At 66.2% G+C, this 17,760-nt stretch carries 13 protein-coding genes; 6 read left to right on the forward strand and 7 right to left on the reverse strand.

Annotated elements, in window-relative coordinates:
* Positions 1-107 precede the first annotated feature (107 nt).
* Positions 108-2,219 carry a DUF4344 domain-containing metallopeptidase gene (locus HV786_RS03355; RefSeq protein WP_175209973.1) on the forward strand — a complete coding sequence of 704 codons (2,112 nt, stop codon included), beginning with the start codon at positions 108-110 and terminating at the stop codon, positions 2,217-2,219.
* Between the two features lie 75 nt (positions 2,220-2,294).
* On the opposite strand, the gene HV786_RS03360 is transcribed toward HV786_RS03355, so the two are convergent.
* The 4 genes from HV786_RS03360 to risA form a co-directional block, all read right to left on the reverse strand.
* Complete coding sequence (locus HV786_RS03360) at positions 2,295-2,813, reverse strand: carboxymuconolactone decarboxylase family protein (RefSeq protein WP_042796792.1); 519 nt, start codon at positions 2,811-2,813, stop codon at positions 2,295-2,297.
* Positions 2,814-2,887: 74 nt separating this feature from the next.
* A complete protein-coding gene (locus HV786_RS03365; RefSeq protein ID WP_006217982.1) occupies positions 2,888-3,436 on the reverse strand; it encodes a peroxiredoxin in 549 nt (182 codons plus the stop codon).
* 59 nt (positions 3,437-3,495) lie between these two features.
* Positions 3,496-4,893 (reverse strand): sensor histidine kinase RisS, encoded by a 1,398-nt coding sequence (risS, locus tag HV786_RS03370; RefSeq protein WP_056321757.1) that lies wholly within the window; start codon positions 4,891-4,893, stop codon positions 3,496-3,498.
* A gap of 34 nt (positions 4,894-4,927) precedes the next feature.
* Positions 4,928-5,662, reverse strand: coding sequence for a response regulator transcription factor RisA (gene risA / locus HV786_RS03375; RefSeq protein WP_003813882.1), 735 nt, complete (start codon positions 5,660-5,662; stop codon positions 4,928-4,930).
* A gap of 131 nt (positions 5,663-5,793) precedes the next feature.
* Here risA and tsaB point away from each other — a divergent pair, with 131 nt between their 5' ends.
* The gene (gene tsaB, locus HV786_RS03380; RefSeq protein WP_175209975.1) at positions 5,794-7,050 is read left to right on the forward strand and encodes a tRNA (adenosine(37)-N6)-threonylcarbamoyltransferase complex dimerization subunit type 1 TsaB; all 1,257 of its coding nucleotides are present in this window, start codon (positions 5,794-5,796) and stop codon (positions 7,048-7,050) included.
* Positions 7,047-8,081 carry a uracil-DNA glycosylase gene (locus tag HV786_RS03385; RefSeq protein ID WP_175209977.1) on the forward strand — a complete coding sequence of 345 codons (1,035 nt, stop codon included), beginning with the start codon at positions 7,047-7,049 and terminating at the stop codon, positions 8,079-8,081. Before tsaB ends, HV786_RS03385 begins: the two co-directional genes overlap by 4 nt.
* 75 nt (positions 8,082-8,156) lie before the next feature.
* Here HV786_RS03385 and lplT read toward each other — a convergent pair whose 3' ends face one another.
* Positions 8,157-9,470 (reverse strand): lysophospholipid transporter LplT, encoded by a 1,314-nt coding sequence (gene lplT, locus HV786_RS03390; protein ID WP_062840523.1) that lies wholly within the window; start codon positions 9,468-9,470, stop codon positions 8,157-8,159.
* A gap of 264 nt (positions 9,471-9,734) precedes the next feature.
* Between lplT and smc the strand changes: the two genes are divergently transcribed.
* Genes smc through ligA form a run of 3 tightly spaced genes read left to right on the forward strand, consistent with a single transcriptional unit; the run spans position 9,735 to position 16,481 of the window.
* Positions 9,735-13,268, forward strand: coding sequence for a chromosome segregation protein SMC (gene smc, locus HV786_RS03395; RefSeq protein WP_056321768.1), 3,534 nt, complete (start codon positions 9,735-9,737; stop codon positions 13,266-13,268).
* A 46-nt stretch (positions 13,269-13,314) separates the two neighbouring features.
* Positions 13,315-14,382 (forward strand): cell division protein ZipA C-terminal FtsZ-binding domain-containing protein, encoded by a 1,068-nt coding sequence (locus HV786_RS03400; RefSeq protein WP_175209979.1) that lies wholly within the window; start codon positions 13,315-13,317, stop codon positions 14,380-14,382.
* Positions 14,382-16,481: an NAD-dependent DNA ligase LigA gene (gene ligA / locus HV786_RS03405; protein WP_128827642.1), complete on the forward strand. Its 2,100-nt coding sequence runs from the start codon at positions 14,382-14,384 to the stop codon at positions 16,479-16,481. Before HV786_RS03400 ends, ligA begins: the two co-directional genes overlap by 1 nt.
* 208 nt (positions 16,482-16,689) lie before the next feature.
* Here the strand turns inward: ligA and HV786_RS03410 are convergent, their stop codons facing one another.
* Positions 16,690-17,466 carry a peptidylprolyl isomerase gene (locus HV786_RS03410; RefSeq protein ID WP_056321777.1) on the reverse strand — a complete coding sequence of 259 codons (777 nt, stop codon included), beginning with the start codon at positions 17,464-17,466 and terminating at the stop codon, positions 16,690-16,692.
* Between the two features lie 17 nt (positions 17,467-17,483).
* On the reverse strand, positions 17,484-17,753 hold the full coding sequence (locus HV786_RS03415; RefSeq protein WP_056321779.1) for a BolA family protein: 270 nt from the start codon (positions 17,751-17,753) through the stop codon (positions 17,484-17,486).
* Positions 17,754-17,760 lie beyond the last annotated feature (7 nt).

The following is a 17,760-nucleotide window of genomic DNA, read 5'->3' on the forward strand; positions in this document are numbered from 1 at the left end:
CCGGGCGGCTTTTACGTTGGAATACATCTTTAACAAATGAATAAGCGGACCGGTTTGATCTGACATACGCTGCGCGACTTGAAATCTGACTAATCAGGGACATTCAGATGCGATTCCGTGGCGCGGGGCTATTTTTCGTGCTGGCCGCTTTTGCTACCACCGCGCACGCGGCGTATGAGAAGCAGCTCGGCCCACTGGCAGGCACCGTCAAACAGCAGCTTTTGCAAGGCTGGCACGTCGGCGAGCAGGACGGCTGGTTCACGTTGCGCAATAGCGATGTGCCCGGCGGCGAGCAGACGTTCTACATCAATCCGGGGCCCGCGCCCGAGACGGGCCGCATCACCGATGTCAACGTGATGGTCAACTCGAAGAGTCCCAAGGCGTCCATCGGCATCGCGCTGAACAACAACGCGCGCAAGAGCCTGTGCCTCCTGGAGATCCGGGCGGACCGCAACACGATGCTGTTCTGTCTGGAGGGCCAGACGCGCCGCGACATCGCTTCCGTGCCCAACGTGGCCAAGCTGGACGGCACCGACCGCATCAGAGTGGTGGAAGTGCCCGGCGCCGCGCGTTTCCTGGTCAATGGCCAGAAGATTGCCGATATCGAGAACGAGCCCGCGCTGGGCAGCGAGATCGGCATCATGGCGTACGACGAAGGCACGTTCGGCATTGCCGACTTCATGATCGTGTCGGACGTGGCTGCCAAGCCCGCCGGGTCCGGCGGCCAAGGCGGCTCGGGGGCGGGTGCGCCGCGCGTGCCGTCGGCGGCGCCGCCTCCCGCGCCCGCCAATAACACGGCAGTCAACAACACGCCCGCCACCCGCACGCCCGCCAACAACACCCCCGGCTTGCCGGGCGAGGGCCCCTATCCGCGCTTTGGCGGCGATACCTTGCGAATCGTCGGGGTGTATGTCGGGATCATGCGCAGCATCTTCCTGCACGAGTTTGGCCACGCGCTGATCGGCGAGCTGGAGTTGCCGGCGACGGGCGCCGAGGAGGATGCGGTCGACATGTACTCGGCGTTGCAGATCGTCGAGCCCACCATGTACCCGACCAAGGACGAGGACCTGAACACCATGGCCCGCGAGGCCGCGACGTATGCCGCGCTGCAGTGGTACTACAGCGGCAAGCTGGCGGAAAAGCGCGGCGCCTCGGCAAGTTCGGCCTGGCAGGACGAGCACACGGGCGACTTGAAGCGCTTTCGCAACATGCTGTGCATCATGTACGGCGGCAATCCCGCGGTGTTCGAACCGGTGGCCAAGCACGTTGGCTTCGAGGATCGGACCAAAGCGCGGTGCACGGACGAATTCAATAAGCAGAACCGCGCGTGGCGCCGGCTGCTGGCGCCGCATACGCGGGTCGGCACCTGGACGCCCGACGGCCTGCAGCCGGCCAACGCGCCCGGCGCGCCGGTCAACGTGGTATTCGAGCCATCCAAGCGCAAGATCGGCAACCTGTTCGCGAACAACCTGTCCGAGGCCATCACCAACAACATCAAGCTGCTCGGCCAGACCTACGTGCTGCCGCGGCCGGTCAACGTGGTGTTCAAGGATTGCGGCCAGTTGAATGCCTGGTACAACCCGCGCGAGGGTTCGATCACGATGTGCTACGACCTGATCGAGAACATCGCGGTGATGGTTTCGGATATTGAAATGGGCACGGTGGGCGGCGAGGTCGTCGCCAAGGATGGCGGCGCGCCGCCGGCGCCGCGGCAACCGCCCGCGGCGGGGCAGGGCATGCCGGCGCTGCCCGCCGGCGCCTTCGACGAGCTGAAGGACTACGGCGTGCCGCCGACGAACCTGCTGTTCTCGTCGCCGTATCGGGGGCCAACGCCCAACAAGCACACGCGCGCCGACATCATCACGACGCCGGAGCTGGTGCGGTTGATCAATAACGATAAGAACATTCTCATCATCGACACCAGCGGGCTACGGGAAACGCTGCCCATCGCCTATCCGCTGTCCGACGCCGGGTCGGACGGCAGCGTCGCGGACCACCTGCAAGGCGCGCTGGACGCCTGGCTGAAGAAGAACACCGGAGACCGGCGCGACACGCCCATCGTGTTCATGGGCGCGGGCATGAACGACCGATCCTCCTACAACGCGGCGCTGCGCGCGGGGACGCTGGGTTGGCGCGCCTACTGGTATCGGGGCGGCATGGAGGCGTGGACCGCCAACGGCCTGCCGACCGCGCCGGTCAAGCCCGCCACCGGCAAATAGCGCGCTACACGGCAACCAAAAGGAAAAGCCCGCCTGCATGATGCAGGCGGGCTTTTTTTGCGAGCGGCGGGTCGCTTACTTGCCTTGGGCGGCCAGCGCCAGCGCGGCGGCGTTGACGACGGCGGCAATCCGGCCGGCGTCGCGCAGCTGTTCGGTCGACAGGCCGTCGTTCTTCAGGTTCTCATAGTGCGAAGCCACGCAGAAATGGCACTTGCCGATGATGGAAGCCACCAGGGCGAAGAGCTCGAAGCGCTTCTTTTCCACGCCGCCGTGGGTGGCGTAGGCGTTCATGCGCAACTGGGCCGGCAGGCTCTTCAACTGGGCGTCGCCGGTCATCTCCACGTAGGGATACCAGGTGTTGTTCATGCCCATGAGGGCGGAGGCGGTCAGCGCGGCATTGGCGTCGCCTTCCGACAGGCCGCTCTTGAAGGCCTCGACCAGCACCGGGCTGCGCGCGGCGTACGCGGCGGACAGGGCGGCGCCCACGGCGTCTTCGGGAGCCAGCGTCGAGCGGGCAATCACGGCGTCCAGATTCAGGCGGATGTCCTTGGCCCAATCCGGCAGCTGTTCCTTAATGGTCGTAAGAAATTCCATAGTTTTTACCTATAATCTAGCGCAATTAATGCCCGGCGCAGGGCCTGCGGACAGGCCCCGGACCGGGCTGGAAATTACAGCGTGGCGCCGCCAACCGTACGGTTGCACGGGCACAGTTCGTCGGTTTGCAGACCGTCGAGCAGACGCAGCACTTCTTCCGGGTTACGGCCGACGTTCAGGTTGTTCACCGAAACGTGCTGGATCGTGTTGTCCGGGTCGACGATGAACGTGGCGCGCAGGGCAACGCCAGCACCCTTTTCACGCACGCCCAGCTGGTCGATCAGGGCGCCGGTGGTGTCGCCGAATTGGTAGTGACCCAGCTTGTTCAGGTCCGGGTGCTCACGGCGCCAGGCCAGCTTGACGAATTCGTTGTCGGTCGAACCGCCCAGCAGGACGGCGTCGCGGTCTTCGAAATCCTTGGCCAGCTTGTTGAAGCCGACGATTTCGGTCGGGCACACAAACGTGAAGTCTTTCGGGTAGAAGTAGATCACCTTCCACTTGCCGGGGAACGAGCTTTCGGTGATGTCTTCGAACGCCGACACGCCGTTTTCTTCGTGCTGGTTGAAGCCGGGCTTGACGCCGGTGACCTTGAAGGGTTCGAGTTTGTCGCCAACAGTTTTCATGTTTACTCCCGTAGTTGTTGGGTGGAGATAAGGCAGCGCCTCAAACCACAAATTTTACGCTATGGATTATCGTTGTCTAATTGATAATTCCTAAACTTGGCTTTGGGCAGCTCTATCCGTGCGGTGAGTCCGCCGCCCTCGCGCGGCAGCATGCGCAGCGACCCGCCGACGTGCTTGAGCAGGCGTTCGACGATGGCCAGACCCAGGCCCGCGCCGCTGACGCCGGTGCGGGCGGCCTCGCCGCGCGAGAACGGGCGAAGCAGGCGGTCCACGTCTTCGGGCGCGATGCCGGGGCCGCGGTCGGACACTTCGATGACGATCATGCTGCCTTCGGCCTGCAGCGTCATGTTCAGGTGCGCCATCCCATCGTCGGGCGAGCGGCCATAGCGACGCGCATTCTCGATCAGGTTGCTGACGATGCGCTTCAAGTCCAGCGCGGTAATGCGGGCGCGCAGGCCAGGTTCGAGCGAGGCTTCCAGTTCGCCGCCGAGCGAGGCGGTATGGCTGCGCTCGCGTTCGTACAGTTCGGCGAGCACGGCGGAAATGTCGGTGGCCAGTTGCGGCAGCGTGCCCGCAGGGCGCGCGTATTCCATCAGCTGGCCGATGCTGTGGTCGATCTGGCCGAGGTCTTCGTCGATGGCCTGCCGGGCGTCCTCGGACACGCCGCTCAGTTCGATTTCCAGCCGCATGCGCGCAAGCGGGGTGCGCAGGTCGTGCGAGATCCCGGCCAGCATGAGTTCGCGATCGGCCTCGGCCTGCCGCAAATCCTTGGCCATGCGATTGAACGACGCATTCAGGTCGCGGATCTCGAGCGGGCCCTGCTCGGGCAGCGGCGCGGGTGTTTCGCCGCGTGACAGCACCTGGGCGGCACGCGCCAGACGGGAGAGCGGCCGGTTGACGAATCCCACACTGACCGCGGCGCCGACAAGGGACAGCAAAAGCGCGGTGGCGCCCCATCCCAGCCATTCGATGCCGCCTGTCAGACCGATCTGCTCACGCTCGAACACCAGCCAGTACAGATCCTTTTCGATCTGGAAGCTGACCCAGAAGCCGGGCACCTGGTTCACGCCCCAGGCAATCTGCGTTTCCGGGCCGAAGCGCGTGCGGATGTGCTGGGCCACGCGCTGCCAGTAGTCGTCGTCGGGGAGGGCTTCGGCGAAGTCCGTGACCTCGCGCGGATAGACCTGGATGCCTTCGTTGGTGGCCAGGTCGAGAAGGAGCTTGCTGCGTTCGCCGTTATGGGAATAGATCAGCGCGGTGCGCGTGATATTGACGGCCGTGATCACCCGCTGCGCCATTTGATTGGCGCGCGGTCCCAGCTCCATGCTGAAAAATACTTGAAGCCACGCGCCCAGGCTGACGAGCATCAGCGCGGCGAGCAAAAGGAACGTGCGGCCGAACAAGCCCAGCCGCAAACGTGATGTCAGGTTCCTGAATGTTCTGCGCAGGCGCGGCACGACGCTGCGCTCCTGCCCGGGGCGGGCCAGCCGATCAGCTACCACCGTCTGGGACGAACACGTATCCTAGACCCCAAACGGTCTGGATGAATACGGGCTTGGACGGGTTTGGCTCGATCAGTTTACGCAGACGCGAGATCTGGACGTCCAGGCTGCGATCGAAGGCTTCGTATTCGCGGCCGCGAGCCAGTTCCATGAGCTTGTCGCGCGACAGGGGAATCTTCGGATGGCGCGCAAAGACCTTGAGCACCGAGAATTCACCCGTGGTGATGGGCACCTGTTCGCCGTTGCGCGTGAGCGTGCGGGTGGACAGATTCAGCACGTAGGGGCCGAAGGCGATGGATTCGTTTTCCTGGCTGGGGGCGCCGGGATGTTCTTCGGTGCCGCGGCGGCGCAGAATCGCATTGATGCGGGCCAGCAGTTCGCGGGGGTTGAAGGGTTTGGACAGGTAGTCGTCCGCGCCCATCTCCAGGCCGACGATGCGGTCAATTTCTTCCGCCTTGGCCGTCAGCATGATGATGGGGGTGTTGTCGTGACCACCGCGCAGCCGGCGACAGATGGACAGGCCATCCTCGCCGGGCAGCATCAGGTCCAGCACGAGCAGGTCGAAATGCTCACGTTGCCAGAGTTTGCCCATCTCTTTGGCGTCTTCGGCGACGAAAACGTTGAATCCCTGTTCGGACAAGTACCGGCGCAGCAGATCGCGCAAGCGCGGATCGTCGTCAACGACGAGGATTTTTCGGGTGGGGGTGGTGTTTTGCGTATTCATGGCCGGAAATGTAACAGTGACAAGAACCGGGGGCTAGAGGGCGTTCACAAGATATTACACATTGCGATCCCTGGTTGAAATCCCCCTTACACCCGGGGGTTACAGCGCCTTATTTCGTACAATCTGCATCTATGGAACTAAACCTGCTGGCACTGGAAACTTCATCGTCACGATGTGGCGTGGCCCTTTTGCGGGCGGTCGACGGCCGCCTGGAGATCAGCGTCCGCGAACACGAAGGTTCCCAGGAACACGCCGAGCGCCTACTGCCTATGGCCGATGCGCTGCTTGCCGAGGCCGGCATTGCCGCATCGGGGCTGCACGCCGTGGCGTTCGGGCAGGGGCCTGGCGGCTTCACCGGCCTGCGCGTCGCCTGCGGCGTCGCCCAGGGAATGGCGCTGGGGCTGGGCATCCCGGTGTTGCCTATTGTTTCGCACCAGGCCGTGGCCGCGGACGTCGATGCCACCCCTGGCGAGGCCGTGGTCGTGGCGCTGGACGCCCGCATGAACGAGGTCTATCTGGCAGTCTACCGCCGTAGCGCCGCGGCGGGTGATGAATCCGTCTGGGAAACCCTGCAGGCGCCGATGCTGATCGCCGCCGCCGAGGTCGTGCCCTGGACGGCACACCATTTGCCGGTCTGGTCGGCGCGGGCCGGCCAGCCGATCGCGCCGCTGCTGGCCGGGGATGCCTGGGACGCTTACGCCGCCGACATGGCGGCGCCCGCCGAATGGCGCCGTGCCATCCATGCCCAGCGGCCGCAGGCAGCCAGCGTGGCGCGCCTTGCCCGTCAGGGCTGGCTGCGGGGCGAGACCCTGGCGCCCGAGCTTGCCGCGCCGCTTTATGTGCGGGACAAGGTGGCGTTCACCACCGCCGAGCGCCTGCGCGGCGAGGGCGGCAATCCCAAGGCCCAGCCATCGCTCGCCACGCCCGTGCCGCAGCTCATGACGCAGGCGGACCTGGAAGAAGTCGTGGCGCTGGAGGCGCAAGTACAGGCGTTCCCCTGGACGCGCGGCAATTTCGCTGACGCCCTGGCGTCGGGCTACGGCGCCTGGACGTTGCGGCGCGAGGGCAAGCTGGCCGGATTCTGCGTGCTGATGTATGCGCCCGACGTGGCGCACCTGCTGGTGATTGCGGTGGCGCGGGACCTGCACCGCCAGGGGCTCGGCGGCGTGCTGCTCGATTGGTGCGAACAGCAGGCGCGCGAACGGGGGCTGGAAGGGCTGTTGCTGGAAGTGCGGCCGTCCAACACCTCCGCCATCAGTTTCTATACGGGCCACGGCTACCTGCAAATCGGCGTGCGCCGTGGCTATTACCCCGCCGAGAAGGGCGGCCGCGAGGATGCCATCGTCATGCAAAAGCGCTTTGACCAAGCCGACGGAGCTCCGGCATGACCCCGGTGGACGCCGCGGCGCGCCCTGCGCCGCCCCGCATCAACCCGTTGCAGCGAATCTGGCTGCGCGAGCTCGGCATGGAGCGGCTGTGGCTGCGTACGCCGCCTGCCGCGCCGGCCATCAAGACGCCCGTCGGGCCCTCTGCCGCCGCACCTTCCGGCGCATCTGCCCCGGCCCCCGTGGCGGCGCCCTCGGCCCTGTCCGGCGGCGCGCCCGCTGCCGCACCCCAATCCGCCATCGTCGCGCCGGCCCCGGCCGAAACGCCCTCTGCGGTTCCAACGACTGCGCAGCCCGCGCAGGCTGCCCAGGTGTCCGCGCCCGCGGCCACGCCGGCGGAGCCGCCATCGGGGCGCGCATCGGCCATTCCGGCCTCGATCCTGAACCGAACCGGCCCGCCGCCGCGGCCGGCGCCGAAGGTCGAAGTCCAGGAGGAAGCGCCACCGCCCATTCCGGTGGCCGAGGCCGTCAAGGACGCCAATCTTGAACAACTGGCCGCGCAGGTCGTGGCGTGTTCGGCCTGCGGCCTGTGCCAGGGCCGCCGCCATGCGGTAGTCGGCCAGGGCGCTCAGCCGACCCGTTGGCTGGTGGTGGGCGAAGCCCCCGGCGAACAGGAAGACCGCCAGGGCCAGCCCTTTGTGGGCCGGTCGGGCCAGTTGCTGGACGCCATGCTGGCGGCGGTGGGCATGAGCCGCGAGCGGGATGTCTTCATCACCAATGTCATCAAGTGCCGTCCCCCGGGCAACCGCAATCCCAAGCCCGAGGAAATCGCCGCCTGCAGCCCGTATCTGATGCGGCAGATCGCGTTGCTCAATCCCGAGCGCATCCTGGTGCTGGGGCGGTTTGCCGCGCAGACGCTGTTGGGCACGGACGCCACCATCGGCAGCCTGCGGGGCCGCGTCCATCACTTGAAGACGGACGAGGGCGCGCAGATTCCGGTCGTCGTGAGCTACCACCCGGCCTATCTGCTGCGCAGCCCGTCAGAAAAGGCGCGTGCCTGGCAGGACTTGAAGCTGGCCGCCCGCGAACTGTAGCGGGACCGGCGGCAAATGAAAAAACCGGGCGAAAGCCCGGTTTTTTGTTGGAAGATCAAACGGTTGGCGCGCGGCCTAGTGGGTGGTATCCAGCGCGCGGCCGTGGCCTTCCTGTCCGATCTGGTCGTGCAGGTCGGGGTTGGCCTGCATGTTGCGCTTGCTCCAGCGCATGAAGACCACCATCAGCACGGCCACGACAGAGCCGAAGATCACGATGATCACGTTGATCGGCAGTTCCAGCCACAGCAGCAGCGTGTACATGGCCACCATGAGCAGGATGTTGAGCTGTTCGTTGAAGTTCTGCACGGCGATCGAATGGCCCGCCGACAGCAGCACGTGGCCGCGGTGCTGGAGCAGGGCGTTCATGGGCACCACGAAGAAACCGGCCAGGCCGCCCGTCAGCAACAGCAGCAGATAGACGCTCCAGGGCTGGTAGACCAGCGGCATCAGCAGCACGACCAGACCCATGGCGGCGCCCACCGGCAGCACGGCGAGCGCGCGGCGCAGCGGGATGCGGCCGGCCAGGATCGACCCGACCACCGTGCCCAGCGCGGCCACGCCCATCAGCATCGAGGCCTTGTCGAGCTGGTAGCCCAGGTGGCTGCGGCCCCATTCGATGACGATGAGCTGCAGCGTGGCGCCGGCGCCCCAGAACAGGGTGGTGACGGCCAGCGAGATCTGCCCCAGCTTGTCCTTCCACAGCACGCAGACATAGCCCCAGAACGTGCGCACGAGGCGCACGGGGTTCTTCTGCTGCGGCGGATAACGCACGTGGGTGCGGGGAATCATCAGGTTGCAAAGCGCCGCCAGCAGGTACACGAAGGCGATGACGAGGATGGCGGCCTCGGCCGGCGTGTGGACCAGCTTGCCGATGAAGGAGTGGCTGAGCAGGGCGGTGGAAACGGACGAGGAAATCAGCAGGCCGCCCAGCACGGTGCCCAGGATGATGGAGAAGACCGTCAGGCCCTCGATCCAGCTGTTGCCCTTGACGAGCATGGTGGGCGGCAGCATTTCCGTCACGATGCCGTACTTGGCGGGGGAATAGGCCGCGGCGCCGATGCCCACCACGCCGTAGGCGGCGCAGACCAGCCAGGTCTGGTATTGGGGGGCGACGCCGATGCTGGCGTACGAGAACATCAGCAGACAGCCGGCCACCTTCAGGGCATTGGTGGAGAACATCACGCGGCCCTTGGGGTAGGAGTCCGCAATGGCGCCCACGAACGCGGCCAGCACGACATAGGCCAGCGCGAACGACCATTTCATCATCGGGGCCAGCCAGTCAGGACCGTGCAGCTCCTGTATCAGCGCGATCGCTGCGATGAACAGCGCATTGTCCGCCAATGACGAGAAGGCCTGCGCCGCCATGACCAGATAGAAACCACGTTTCAAGAATGTCCCCGATCTTTGGCCAGAGCCTGGCCAGTCCGCGTGAAAATTATGTGTCGTGCCAAAAAGTGTCAGGGAGTATAGCCGGACCCTTGCCCCGAGCCATTGCGCGTTTGCCCGCGGGTTGCCCGGCGCCCAGGTCAGGGTGGAGACCGCCTGCGGTATCATACGACCCATATGAGAGCCGGCCCTTCATGGGCCGGTTTGCAATCTGTGCGGCAGGTCCGTTAACGCCTTTCGTTCAACCCACCCCGTCGTCATCGTACTGTGCGCCTTACTCAGCTCAAACTCGCCGGCTTCAAGTCCTTCGTCGACCCCACCGTCATCCCCGTGCCCAGCCAGCTGGTCGGCGTGGTGGGACCCAATGGCTGCGGCAAGTCGAACATCATCGACGCCGTGCGCTGGGTGCTGGGCGAAGCCAAGGCATCGGAACTGCGTGGCGAGTCCATGCAGGACGTCATCTTCAATGGCTCGGGCAACCGCAAGCCCGCCGCCCGGGCTTCGGTCGAAATGGTGTTCGACAACAGCGAGGGGCGCGCTGCCGGCCAATGGAGCAGCTACGCCGAAATCGCGGTACGCCGGGTGCTGACCCGGGACGGCACCAGCAGCTATTTCGTCAACAACCAGCAGGTCCGCCGCCGCGACATCCACGACATCTTCCTGGGCACGGGCCTGGGCGCCCGTGGCTACGCCATCATCGGGCAGGGCATGATCAACCGCCTGATCGAAGCCCGCCCCGAAGAACTGCGGGTCTTCCTGGAAGAAGCGGCCGGCGTGTCGCGCTACAAGGAACGCCGCCGCGAGACCGAAAACCGCCTGTCCGACACGCGCGAGAACCTGACCCGCGTCGAAGACATCCTGCGTGAATTGAACAGCCAGCTCGAAAAGCTGGAAGCCCAGGCCGAAGTGGCCACCCGCTACCGCGAGCTTCAGGCCGACGGCGAAAAGAAACAGCATTCGCTGTGGCTGCTGAAGGAAACCGGGGCGCGCGAGGAACGCGCCAAGAAGGCGCAGGAGATGGCGCAGGCCCAGAACGAACTGGAAGCCGCCATTGCCGGGCTGCGTGCGGGCGAGGCCGCGCTGGAATCCCGGCGCCAGGCCCACTACGCCGCCAGCGACGCCGTCCATACCGCGCAGGGCGCCCTGTACGAGGCCAACGCCCAGGTCAGCCGCCTGGAAGCCGAGATCCGCCACGTCGTCGATTCCCGCAACCGCCTGCAGGCCCGTCGTGATCAGCTTCAGCAGCAGATCGCCGAATGGACCAGCCAGCGCGAGCACTGCACCGAACAGATCGCCCAGGCCGAAGACGACCTGGCCGCGGCCGCCGCCCGCACCGAAGAGGCGCGCGCCACCGCGGAAGACGCGCAGGCGGGCCTGCCCTCGGTCGAGCAGCGCGTGCGCGAAGCCGCCGCCGGCCGCGACGAGATGCGCGCGGCCCTGGCCCGCGTCGAGCAAAACCTTGCGCTGGTCGCGCAGACCCAGCGCGACGCCGACCGCCAGATGCAGACCCTGGACCAGCGGCGCGAGCGCCTGCAACAGGAACTGCGCGAGCTGCACAGCCCCGACCCCGAGCGCCTGGAACAACTGGCTGGCGACCGCGCCGCGGGCGAAGACCAGCTCGAAGCCGCCCAGGAAGAACTGGCCGTCCTGGAGGGCCGCGTGCCCGAGGCCGACGCCGAGCGCAGCCGCGCCCAGGCCGCCGCCCAGACCGAAGCCCAGAACCTGGCCCGCCTGGAAGCCCGCCTGTCCGCGCTGGTCAAGCTGCAGGACGACGTGCAGAAGCAGGGCGCGCTCGAACCCTGGCTGGCCAAGCACGAACTCGCCGGACTGTCGCGCCTGTGGCAGAAGCTGCACGTCGAACCGGGTTGGGAAACCGCCCTGGAATCGGCGCTGCGCGAACGCATGGCTTCCATGGAAGTGCGCAATCTGGATTGGGCGCGCGCCTTTGCCGATGATGCGCCGCCCGCCCGGCTGGCGTTCTATCAACTGCCCGCCGCCGCGCCCACGCCGCCGGCGCCTGCCGGCTTCACGCCGCTGGCCAGCCTGCTGCGCATCACCGATCCCGACCTGCGCACGCTGCTGAACGAATGGCTGGCCGGCGTCTATACGGCCAATGACCTGACCCAGGCCCTGGCCCTGCGCGCGACCTTGCCCGCCGGCGCTGCCTGCGTGGTGAAGGCCGGTCACCTGATCGACGCGCACAGCGTGCGGTTCTACGCGCCCGACTCCGAACAGGCCGGCCTCTTGGCGCGCCAGCAGGAAATCGAAAACCTGCAGCGCGAGATCAAGGCCCAGCAACTGATCGCCGACCAGGCCCGCGCCGCGGTTGCCCGCGCCGAAGCCGCCTGGCAGCAGGTGTCCCAGGCCATCTCGCCGGCGCGCACGCGTGTGGCCGAAGTCACGCGCCGCGTGCACGACATCCAGCTCGAACATTCGCGGCTGCAGCAGCAGGCCGAACAGTCCGGCGAACGCGCCTCGCGCCTGCGTCAGGACCTGGAAGAAATCAAGGCGCACGAAGAAGACCTGCGCGCCACGCGCGAAGAGGCCGAGGCCCGCTTCGAAGCGTTGGACGAAGAACTCGCCGAGCACCAGTCCAAGTTCGCCGATGCCGAGATGGACGGCGAGACGCTGGCGGCGCAAGCCGAGGCGGCCCGCACCCGTCTGCGCGAATTGGAGCGCGCTGCCCAGGAAGCCGAATTCGCCGAACGCGGCATCCAGGTCCGCATCACCGACCTGCAGCGCAACCAGCAACTGGCCGCAGACCAGAGCCAGCGCGGCGCGGTCGAGCTGGAACAGTTGATGGGCGACCTGGCGGAGCTTGACGCGTCCGCGTCGCAGGCCGGCTTGCAGGATGCCCTGGAAATGCGCGCCGAGCGCGAGGAAGCGCTGTCGCGCGCCCGCCAGGAACTCGAAAACCTGGCAGCCCTGCTGCGCGGCGCCGACGAGGACCGCCAGCAACAGGAGCAGACGCTGGAGCCGCGCCGCGCGCGCATCATGGAACTGCAACTGCAGGAGCAGGCCGCGCGCCTGGCTGAAGAACAGTTCACGGAACAGCTCAACGCGCGCGAAGTCGACCGCGAGGAGCTGGCCCAGTTTTTGGCCAACCAACCCGACGAATGGCGCCGCGCCAGCTGGCTGCAACAGGAAGTCGGCCGCATCTCGCGCCAGATCGAAGCGCTGGGCTCGGTCAACCTGGCCGCGCTGGACGAACTGAACACCTCGCGCGAACGCAAGGGCTTCCTGGATTCCCAGCACCAGGACCTGATGACCGCCATCGAGACCCTTGAAGACGCCATCCGCAAGATCGACCGCGAGACGCGCGAACTGCTGCAAGAAACGTTCAACATCGTCAACGGCCACTTCGGCGATCTCTTCCCCAAGCTCTTCGGCGGGGGCGAGGCCAAGCTCAGCATGACCGGCGAAGAAATTCTCGACGCGGGCGTGCAGGTGATGGCGCAGCCGCCGGGCAAGCGCAACAGCACGATCCACCTGCTGTCGGGCGGCGAAAAGGCGCTGACCGCGACGGCCCTGGTGTTCGCATTGTTCAAGCTGAACCCCGCGCCGTTCTGCCTGCTCGACGAGGTGGACGCGCCGCTGGACGACGCCAACACCGAACGCTATGCGAATCTGGTCGCCAACATGAGCGAGCAGACGCAGTTCCTCTTCATCTCGCACAACAAGATCGCGATGCAAATGGCAAAGCAATTGATCGGTGTAACCATGCAAGAGCAAGGGGTTTCGCGTATCGTTGCGGTAGACATAGATTCGGCCGTCCAGATGATGGCCTCCGAAGCGGCATAAACCCCATATTGAGAAAGGCGCCGCCTTCCAGGCGCGGGATTTACACATGAGTGATTTGCAGATCGGGCTGATAGCCCTGGGCGTCTTGCTGATACTGCTGGTGTTGGGATTCAACTGGTGGCAGGACCGGCGCGTGCGCCGCAAGATGCAGAGCCACTTTCCCACTTCCGAACAGGATCCGCTGCTGGGCGCGGGGGCGGCGGGCGCCGCCACGGCCAATGTGGCCCGGCGCGAGCCCGGCATGGGCGGTGAGCCCGCGCGCGCGCAGCCTGGCCAACCGGCCCCGGTCGATCCCGGCAGCGATGCCGACGACGCGGAAGAACCCGATCCCGCGTGCGAAGTGGTCATCGAGATCAACTTTGCCGACGCGGTGCGCGGCGCGGATCTGCTGCCTTACATGCAGAGCCTGCGCAGCGTGGGCCGCAAGCCCATGCGGGTGTTCGCCGAAACAGACCAGCGCCGCCACCGCGCGCGCGTCCATTCCGGCGAATCCTATGCCTCCATGCAGCTGGCCGTGCTGCTGGCCAATCGCAGCGGTCCCTTGACCGCCATCGAATGGTCGCAAGCCTGGGCGCGTGCCCAGGACATGGCCGAGCGCTTTGACGCCACGATCGAAGGCCCCGACCAGCAGGCCGTGCTGGAGCAGGGCGCCCGACTGGACGACACCTGCGCCGCATTGGATACCCAGGTTGGCCTGACGCTGCTGTTGGGCTCGGCCCAACCGGCCGCCGAAGTCCTGGCCGTGGCGCGCGACGTCGGTTTCGTCGCCGACGGCAACCGCCTTGCGTGGCCCAACGAAAACGGCGTGGCCCGCTTCACGCTGGCCCGCGCAGACGGCGCGGCGTTCGACGCGGGCATGGGCGGCATCGAACGCCTGTACCTGCTGCTGGACGTGCCGTGCAGCCCGGCCGACACCCGCGCCTTTGGCCGCATGGTCGACGTGGGCCGCGACCTGGCGTCGCGCCTGCGCGCCGAGCTGGTCGACGATCAGGGCAAGCCCCTGGCCGATGGCTCTGAAGCCGTCATCGACGAGCGCCTGCAGGTTCTCTTCGGCCAACTCGAACAAGCGGGTCTGCCCGCCGGCAGCGAGCGCGCCCAGCGGGTGTTTGCCTGATGGCAAGCAGGTCCGGCGAGAACCCGGCGCAAGCCGCGGCGCGCCTGCGTGCCGAAATCGAACAGCACAACGTCCGCTACTACGTCTACGACGAGCCTTCCGTCTCGGACGCCGAGTACGACGGGCTGATGCGCGAATTGCAGGCCCTGGAGGCCGAGCACCCGGAACTGGTAACGCCGGAATCGCCCACGCAGCGCGTGGGCGCGGCGCCGGTCTCCGCGTTTGGCAGCGTGCGCCACGTGGTGCCGATGCTGTCGCTGAACAATGCGTTTTCCGAGGAAGAGGTCGCCGCCTTCGACCGCCGCGTCACCGAGACGCTGCGCGGCGCCGGCATGCTGGGACCCGCGCAGCAGCCGGACTACTTCTGTGAACTGAAGCTCGACGGCCTGGCGATCAGCCTGCGCTACGAGGACGGCCGCCTGGTGCAGGCCGCCACCCGCGGCGACGGCCAGACCGGCGAGGACGTCACGTCCAACATCCGCACGATCAAGGCAATTCCCCTGCAGTTGAAGGGCGCGGCCCCGAAGGTGCTGGAGGTGCGTGGCGAGGTGCTGATGAACCGCGCCGACTTCGAAAAGCTGAACGCCGCGCAGGCCAAGCGCGACGAAAAGGTCTTCGTCAATCCGCGCAATGCGGCGGCAGGCAGCCTGCGCCAGCTCGATCCGCGCATCACGGCCAAGCGTCCGCTGCGTTTCTTCGCCTACGGCTGGGGCGAGGTCCAGGGCTTGCCCGGCTCGCAGAGCGGCCTGTTCGACGAAGCCTCCGCGGGCGCGGCGCAGGCGTCGCAACTGCCCGAGAAATCCCACGGCGCCATGCTGGAGTGGCTGTCCTCGCTGGGGCTGCCGGTCAATGTGGTGCACAACCACCGCGCAAGCGGCGCGCAAGGCTTGATGGACTTCTACGCCAAGGTGGGCGCCTTGCGCGCCACTCTGCCGTACGACATCGACGGCGTGGTCTACAAGGTTGATTCGCTGCCCGCGCAGAAGGTGCTGGGCTTCGTGGCGCGCGCGCCGCGCTTTGCGCTGGCGCACAAGTTCGCGGCCGAAGAAGCCACCACGACGCTGGTGGACATCGAGGTGCAGGTGGGCCGCACGGGCGCCATCACCCCGGTCGCGCGGCTCAAGCCCGTGTTCGTGGGCGGCGTCACCGTCACCAACGCCACGCTGCACAACGAAGACGAGATCCGCCGGAAAGACGTGCGCATTGGCGACACCGTCATCGTGCGGCGCGCGGGCGACGTGATTCCCGAAGTGCTGGGCCCGGTGCTGGAAAAGCGGCCCGATGATGCGCGGGAATTCGTCATGCCCACGCAATGCCCGGTCTGCGAGTCGGCCATCGAGCGCCTGGAAGGCGAGACCATCGCGCGCTGCACCGGGGGCCTTTTCTGTGGCGCCCAGCGCAAGCAGACACTGTGGCACGCGGCCAGCCGCAAGGCGTTGGACATCGAAGGCCTGGGCGAAAAGCTGGTGGACCAGTTGGTGGACAGCGGCCGCGTCAAGACACTGGCAGACCTGTACAGCCTGCGTCCGCTGGAACTCGTGGGCCTGGACCGCATGGGCCAGAAGTCCGCGGACAATCTGGTGGCCGCCATCGAGAAGGCGCGCTCTCCCAACCTGTCCCGGCTGCTCTTCGCGCTGGGCATCCGCCACGTGGGCGAAACCACGGCGCGGGACGTCGCGCGGCATTTCGGCAGCATCGACGCCATCATGGACGCGGACGAAGACGCCTTGTCGTCGGTGCCGGACGTGGGGCCCGTGGTGGCCGCGTCGATCCGGCATTTCTTTGCCGAGCAGCACAACCGCGACGTCATCGAGCAACTGAAGTCGCAGGGCGTGAACCCGGTGGCCGAAGCCGCGCCGCAAGACACCACGCTGGCCGGCAAGACCTTCGTGCTGACCGGCACGCTGCCCAACTGGACGCGCGAAGAGGCCTCGATGCACATCCAGGCCGCGGGCGGCAAGGTCAGCGGCTCGGTGTCCAAGAAGACGGCCTATCTGGTCGCGGGCGAAGATTCCGGCAGCAAGCTGACCAAGGCCCAGGAACTGGGCGTGCCGGTGCTGGATGAAGATGGACTGAAGGCGCTGCTGGGCGTTTCCTAGCCTGGACGCTTCCGCGCGCTAACGAAGAAGGGCTGCACGCCACCGGCGTGCAGCCCTTTTTATTGCTTGCTGGGGGGGGCGGTGTCAGACACCCCGCAGAGAGGTTCTTCTGCTTGGGGGAGGGCGCCTCAAGGGGTGTCTGACACCTGAGTCGAGCGCAAAAAAAACTGCCCGCGATCGGCGGGCAGTTATTTGAGCAGCGCAGACCTTACTGGATCTTGGCCTTTTCGCGCAGTTGCTTCTGGTAGTCGGCCAGGGTTTGCTGGCGCAGCATTTCTTCCAGCTGCGGGCGGACCTGATCCATCGGCGGGAATTCGACCGGACGGGTGTCGTCAACCATGATGATGTGCCAGCCGAACTGGGTCTGGACCGGCTTGTCGACCAGTTGGCCCTTCTTGAGCTGCGTCACGGCTTGCGCGAACGGCTGCACGTAGTTGGTCGGGGGCGCCCAACCCAGATCGCCACCCTTTTCGGCGCTGCCCGGGTCCTTCGAGTTCTTCTTGGCCAGGTCGTCGAACTTGCCCTTGTTTTTCTGCAACTGGGCCAGCAGGTCGTTCGCCTTCTTCTCGTCTTCGACGAGGATGTGGCGGACCTTGTATTCCATCTTGCCGGCCTGTTCCTTCTTGATCTTCTCGTATTCGGCGGTGACCTGGGCGTCGGTGACGGGGTGCTTGGCCAGGTAGTCGGCCATCAGCGCGCGGACCAGGATGCCTTGGCGAGCCAGTTCGATTTCGGTCTGGACGTCGGCCTGCTTGGCGATGCCGCTGGATTCGGCGGCTTGCACGAAGATCTGGCGGTTGATCATTTCCTGCTTGACCTGTTCGCGCAGTTGGGGCGAATCGGTGGCGCCTTGGCCGACCAGGAGCTTGACGAATTGATCCAGGCTCTTTTGCGGGATGGCCTTGCCGTTGACGGTTGCCACGTTTTGCGCAAAAGCCGGCACGGCGATGACGCAGGCCGCAGCCAGCATGACGATGCGTTTCATGAATATCCTTTTACTTTCTATTTGGGAGCCTGGGCGTCAAGCGCAAGCGCATGAATCGGATAGGGGATCAAATCTTGCAAATGATGATACACCAGCCGGTGCCGCGCAACGGCGGAGAGCCCCGTAAAGCAAGGCGCTACGATGATGACGCGGTAATGGCCGGCGCCGTTTTTACTGCCTTCGTGGCCGGCATGCAAATGGGAGTCGTCCAGGATGTCCAGGCTGACGGGTTCCAGGACGGCAAGGCGCTCCCGGATCAGGGCGATACGGTCGGTAGTTTCTGGCATGGGAAGC

Origin of the sequence: Achromobacter mucicolens (assembly GCF_902859725.1) — a bacterium.
In the GTDB taxonomy this organism is placed as follows: Bacteria; Pseudomonadota; Gammaproteobacteria; order Burkholderiales; family Burkholderiaceae_B; genus Achromobacter; species Achromobacter mucicolens.

Excerpts from the sequence above, each read along its gene's own strand:
- HV786_RS03355 (WP_175209973.1), top strand. The coding sequence starts at position 108 with ATGCGATTCCGTGGCGCGGGGCTATTTTTCGTGCTGGCCGCTTTTGCT.
- HV786_RS03360 (WP_042796792.1), bottom strand. The coding sequence starts at position 2,813 with ATGGAATTTCTTACGACCATTAAGGAACAGCTGCCGGATTGGGCCAAG.
- HV786_RS03365 (WP_006217982.1), bottom strand. The coding sequence starts at position 3,436 with ATGAAAACTGTTGGCGACAAACTCGAACCCTTCAAGGTCACCGGCGTC.
- risA (WP_003813882.1), bottom strand. The coding sequence starts at position 5,662 with ATGAATACGCAAAACACCACCCCCACCCGAAAAATCCTCGTCGTTGAC.
- tsaB (WP_175209975.1), top strand. The coding sequence starts at position 5,794 with ATGGAACTAAACCTGCTGGCACTGGAAACTTCATCGTCACGATGTGGC.
- HV786_RS03385 (WP_175209977.1), top strand. The coding sequence starts at position 7,047 with ATGACCCCGGTGGACGCCGCGGCGCGCCCTGCGCCGCCCCGCATCAAC.
- HV786_RS03400 (WP_175209979.1), top strand. The coding sequence starts at position 13,315 with ATGAGTGATTTGCAGATCGGGCTGATAGCCCTGGGCGTCTTGCTGATA.
- ligA (WP_128827642.1), top strand. The coding sequence starts at position 14,382 with ATGGCAAGCAGGTCCGGCGAGAACCCGGCGCAAGCCGCGGCGCGCCTG.
- HV786_RS03410 (WP_056321777.1), bottom strand. The coding sequence starts at position 17,466 with ATGAAACGCATCGTCATGCTGGCTGCGGCCTGCGTCATCGCCGTGCCG.
- HV786_RS03415 (WP_056321779.1), bottom strand. The coding sequence starts at position 17,753 with ATGCCAGAAACTACCGACCGTATCGCCCTGATCCGGGAGCGCCTTGCC.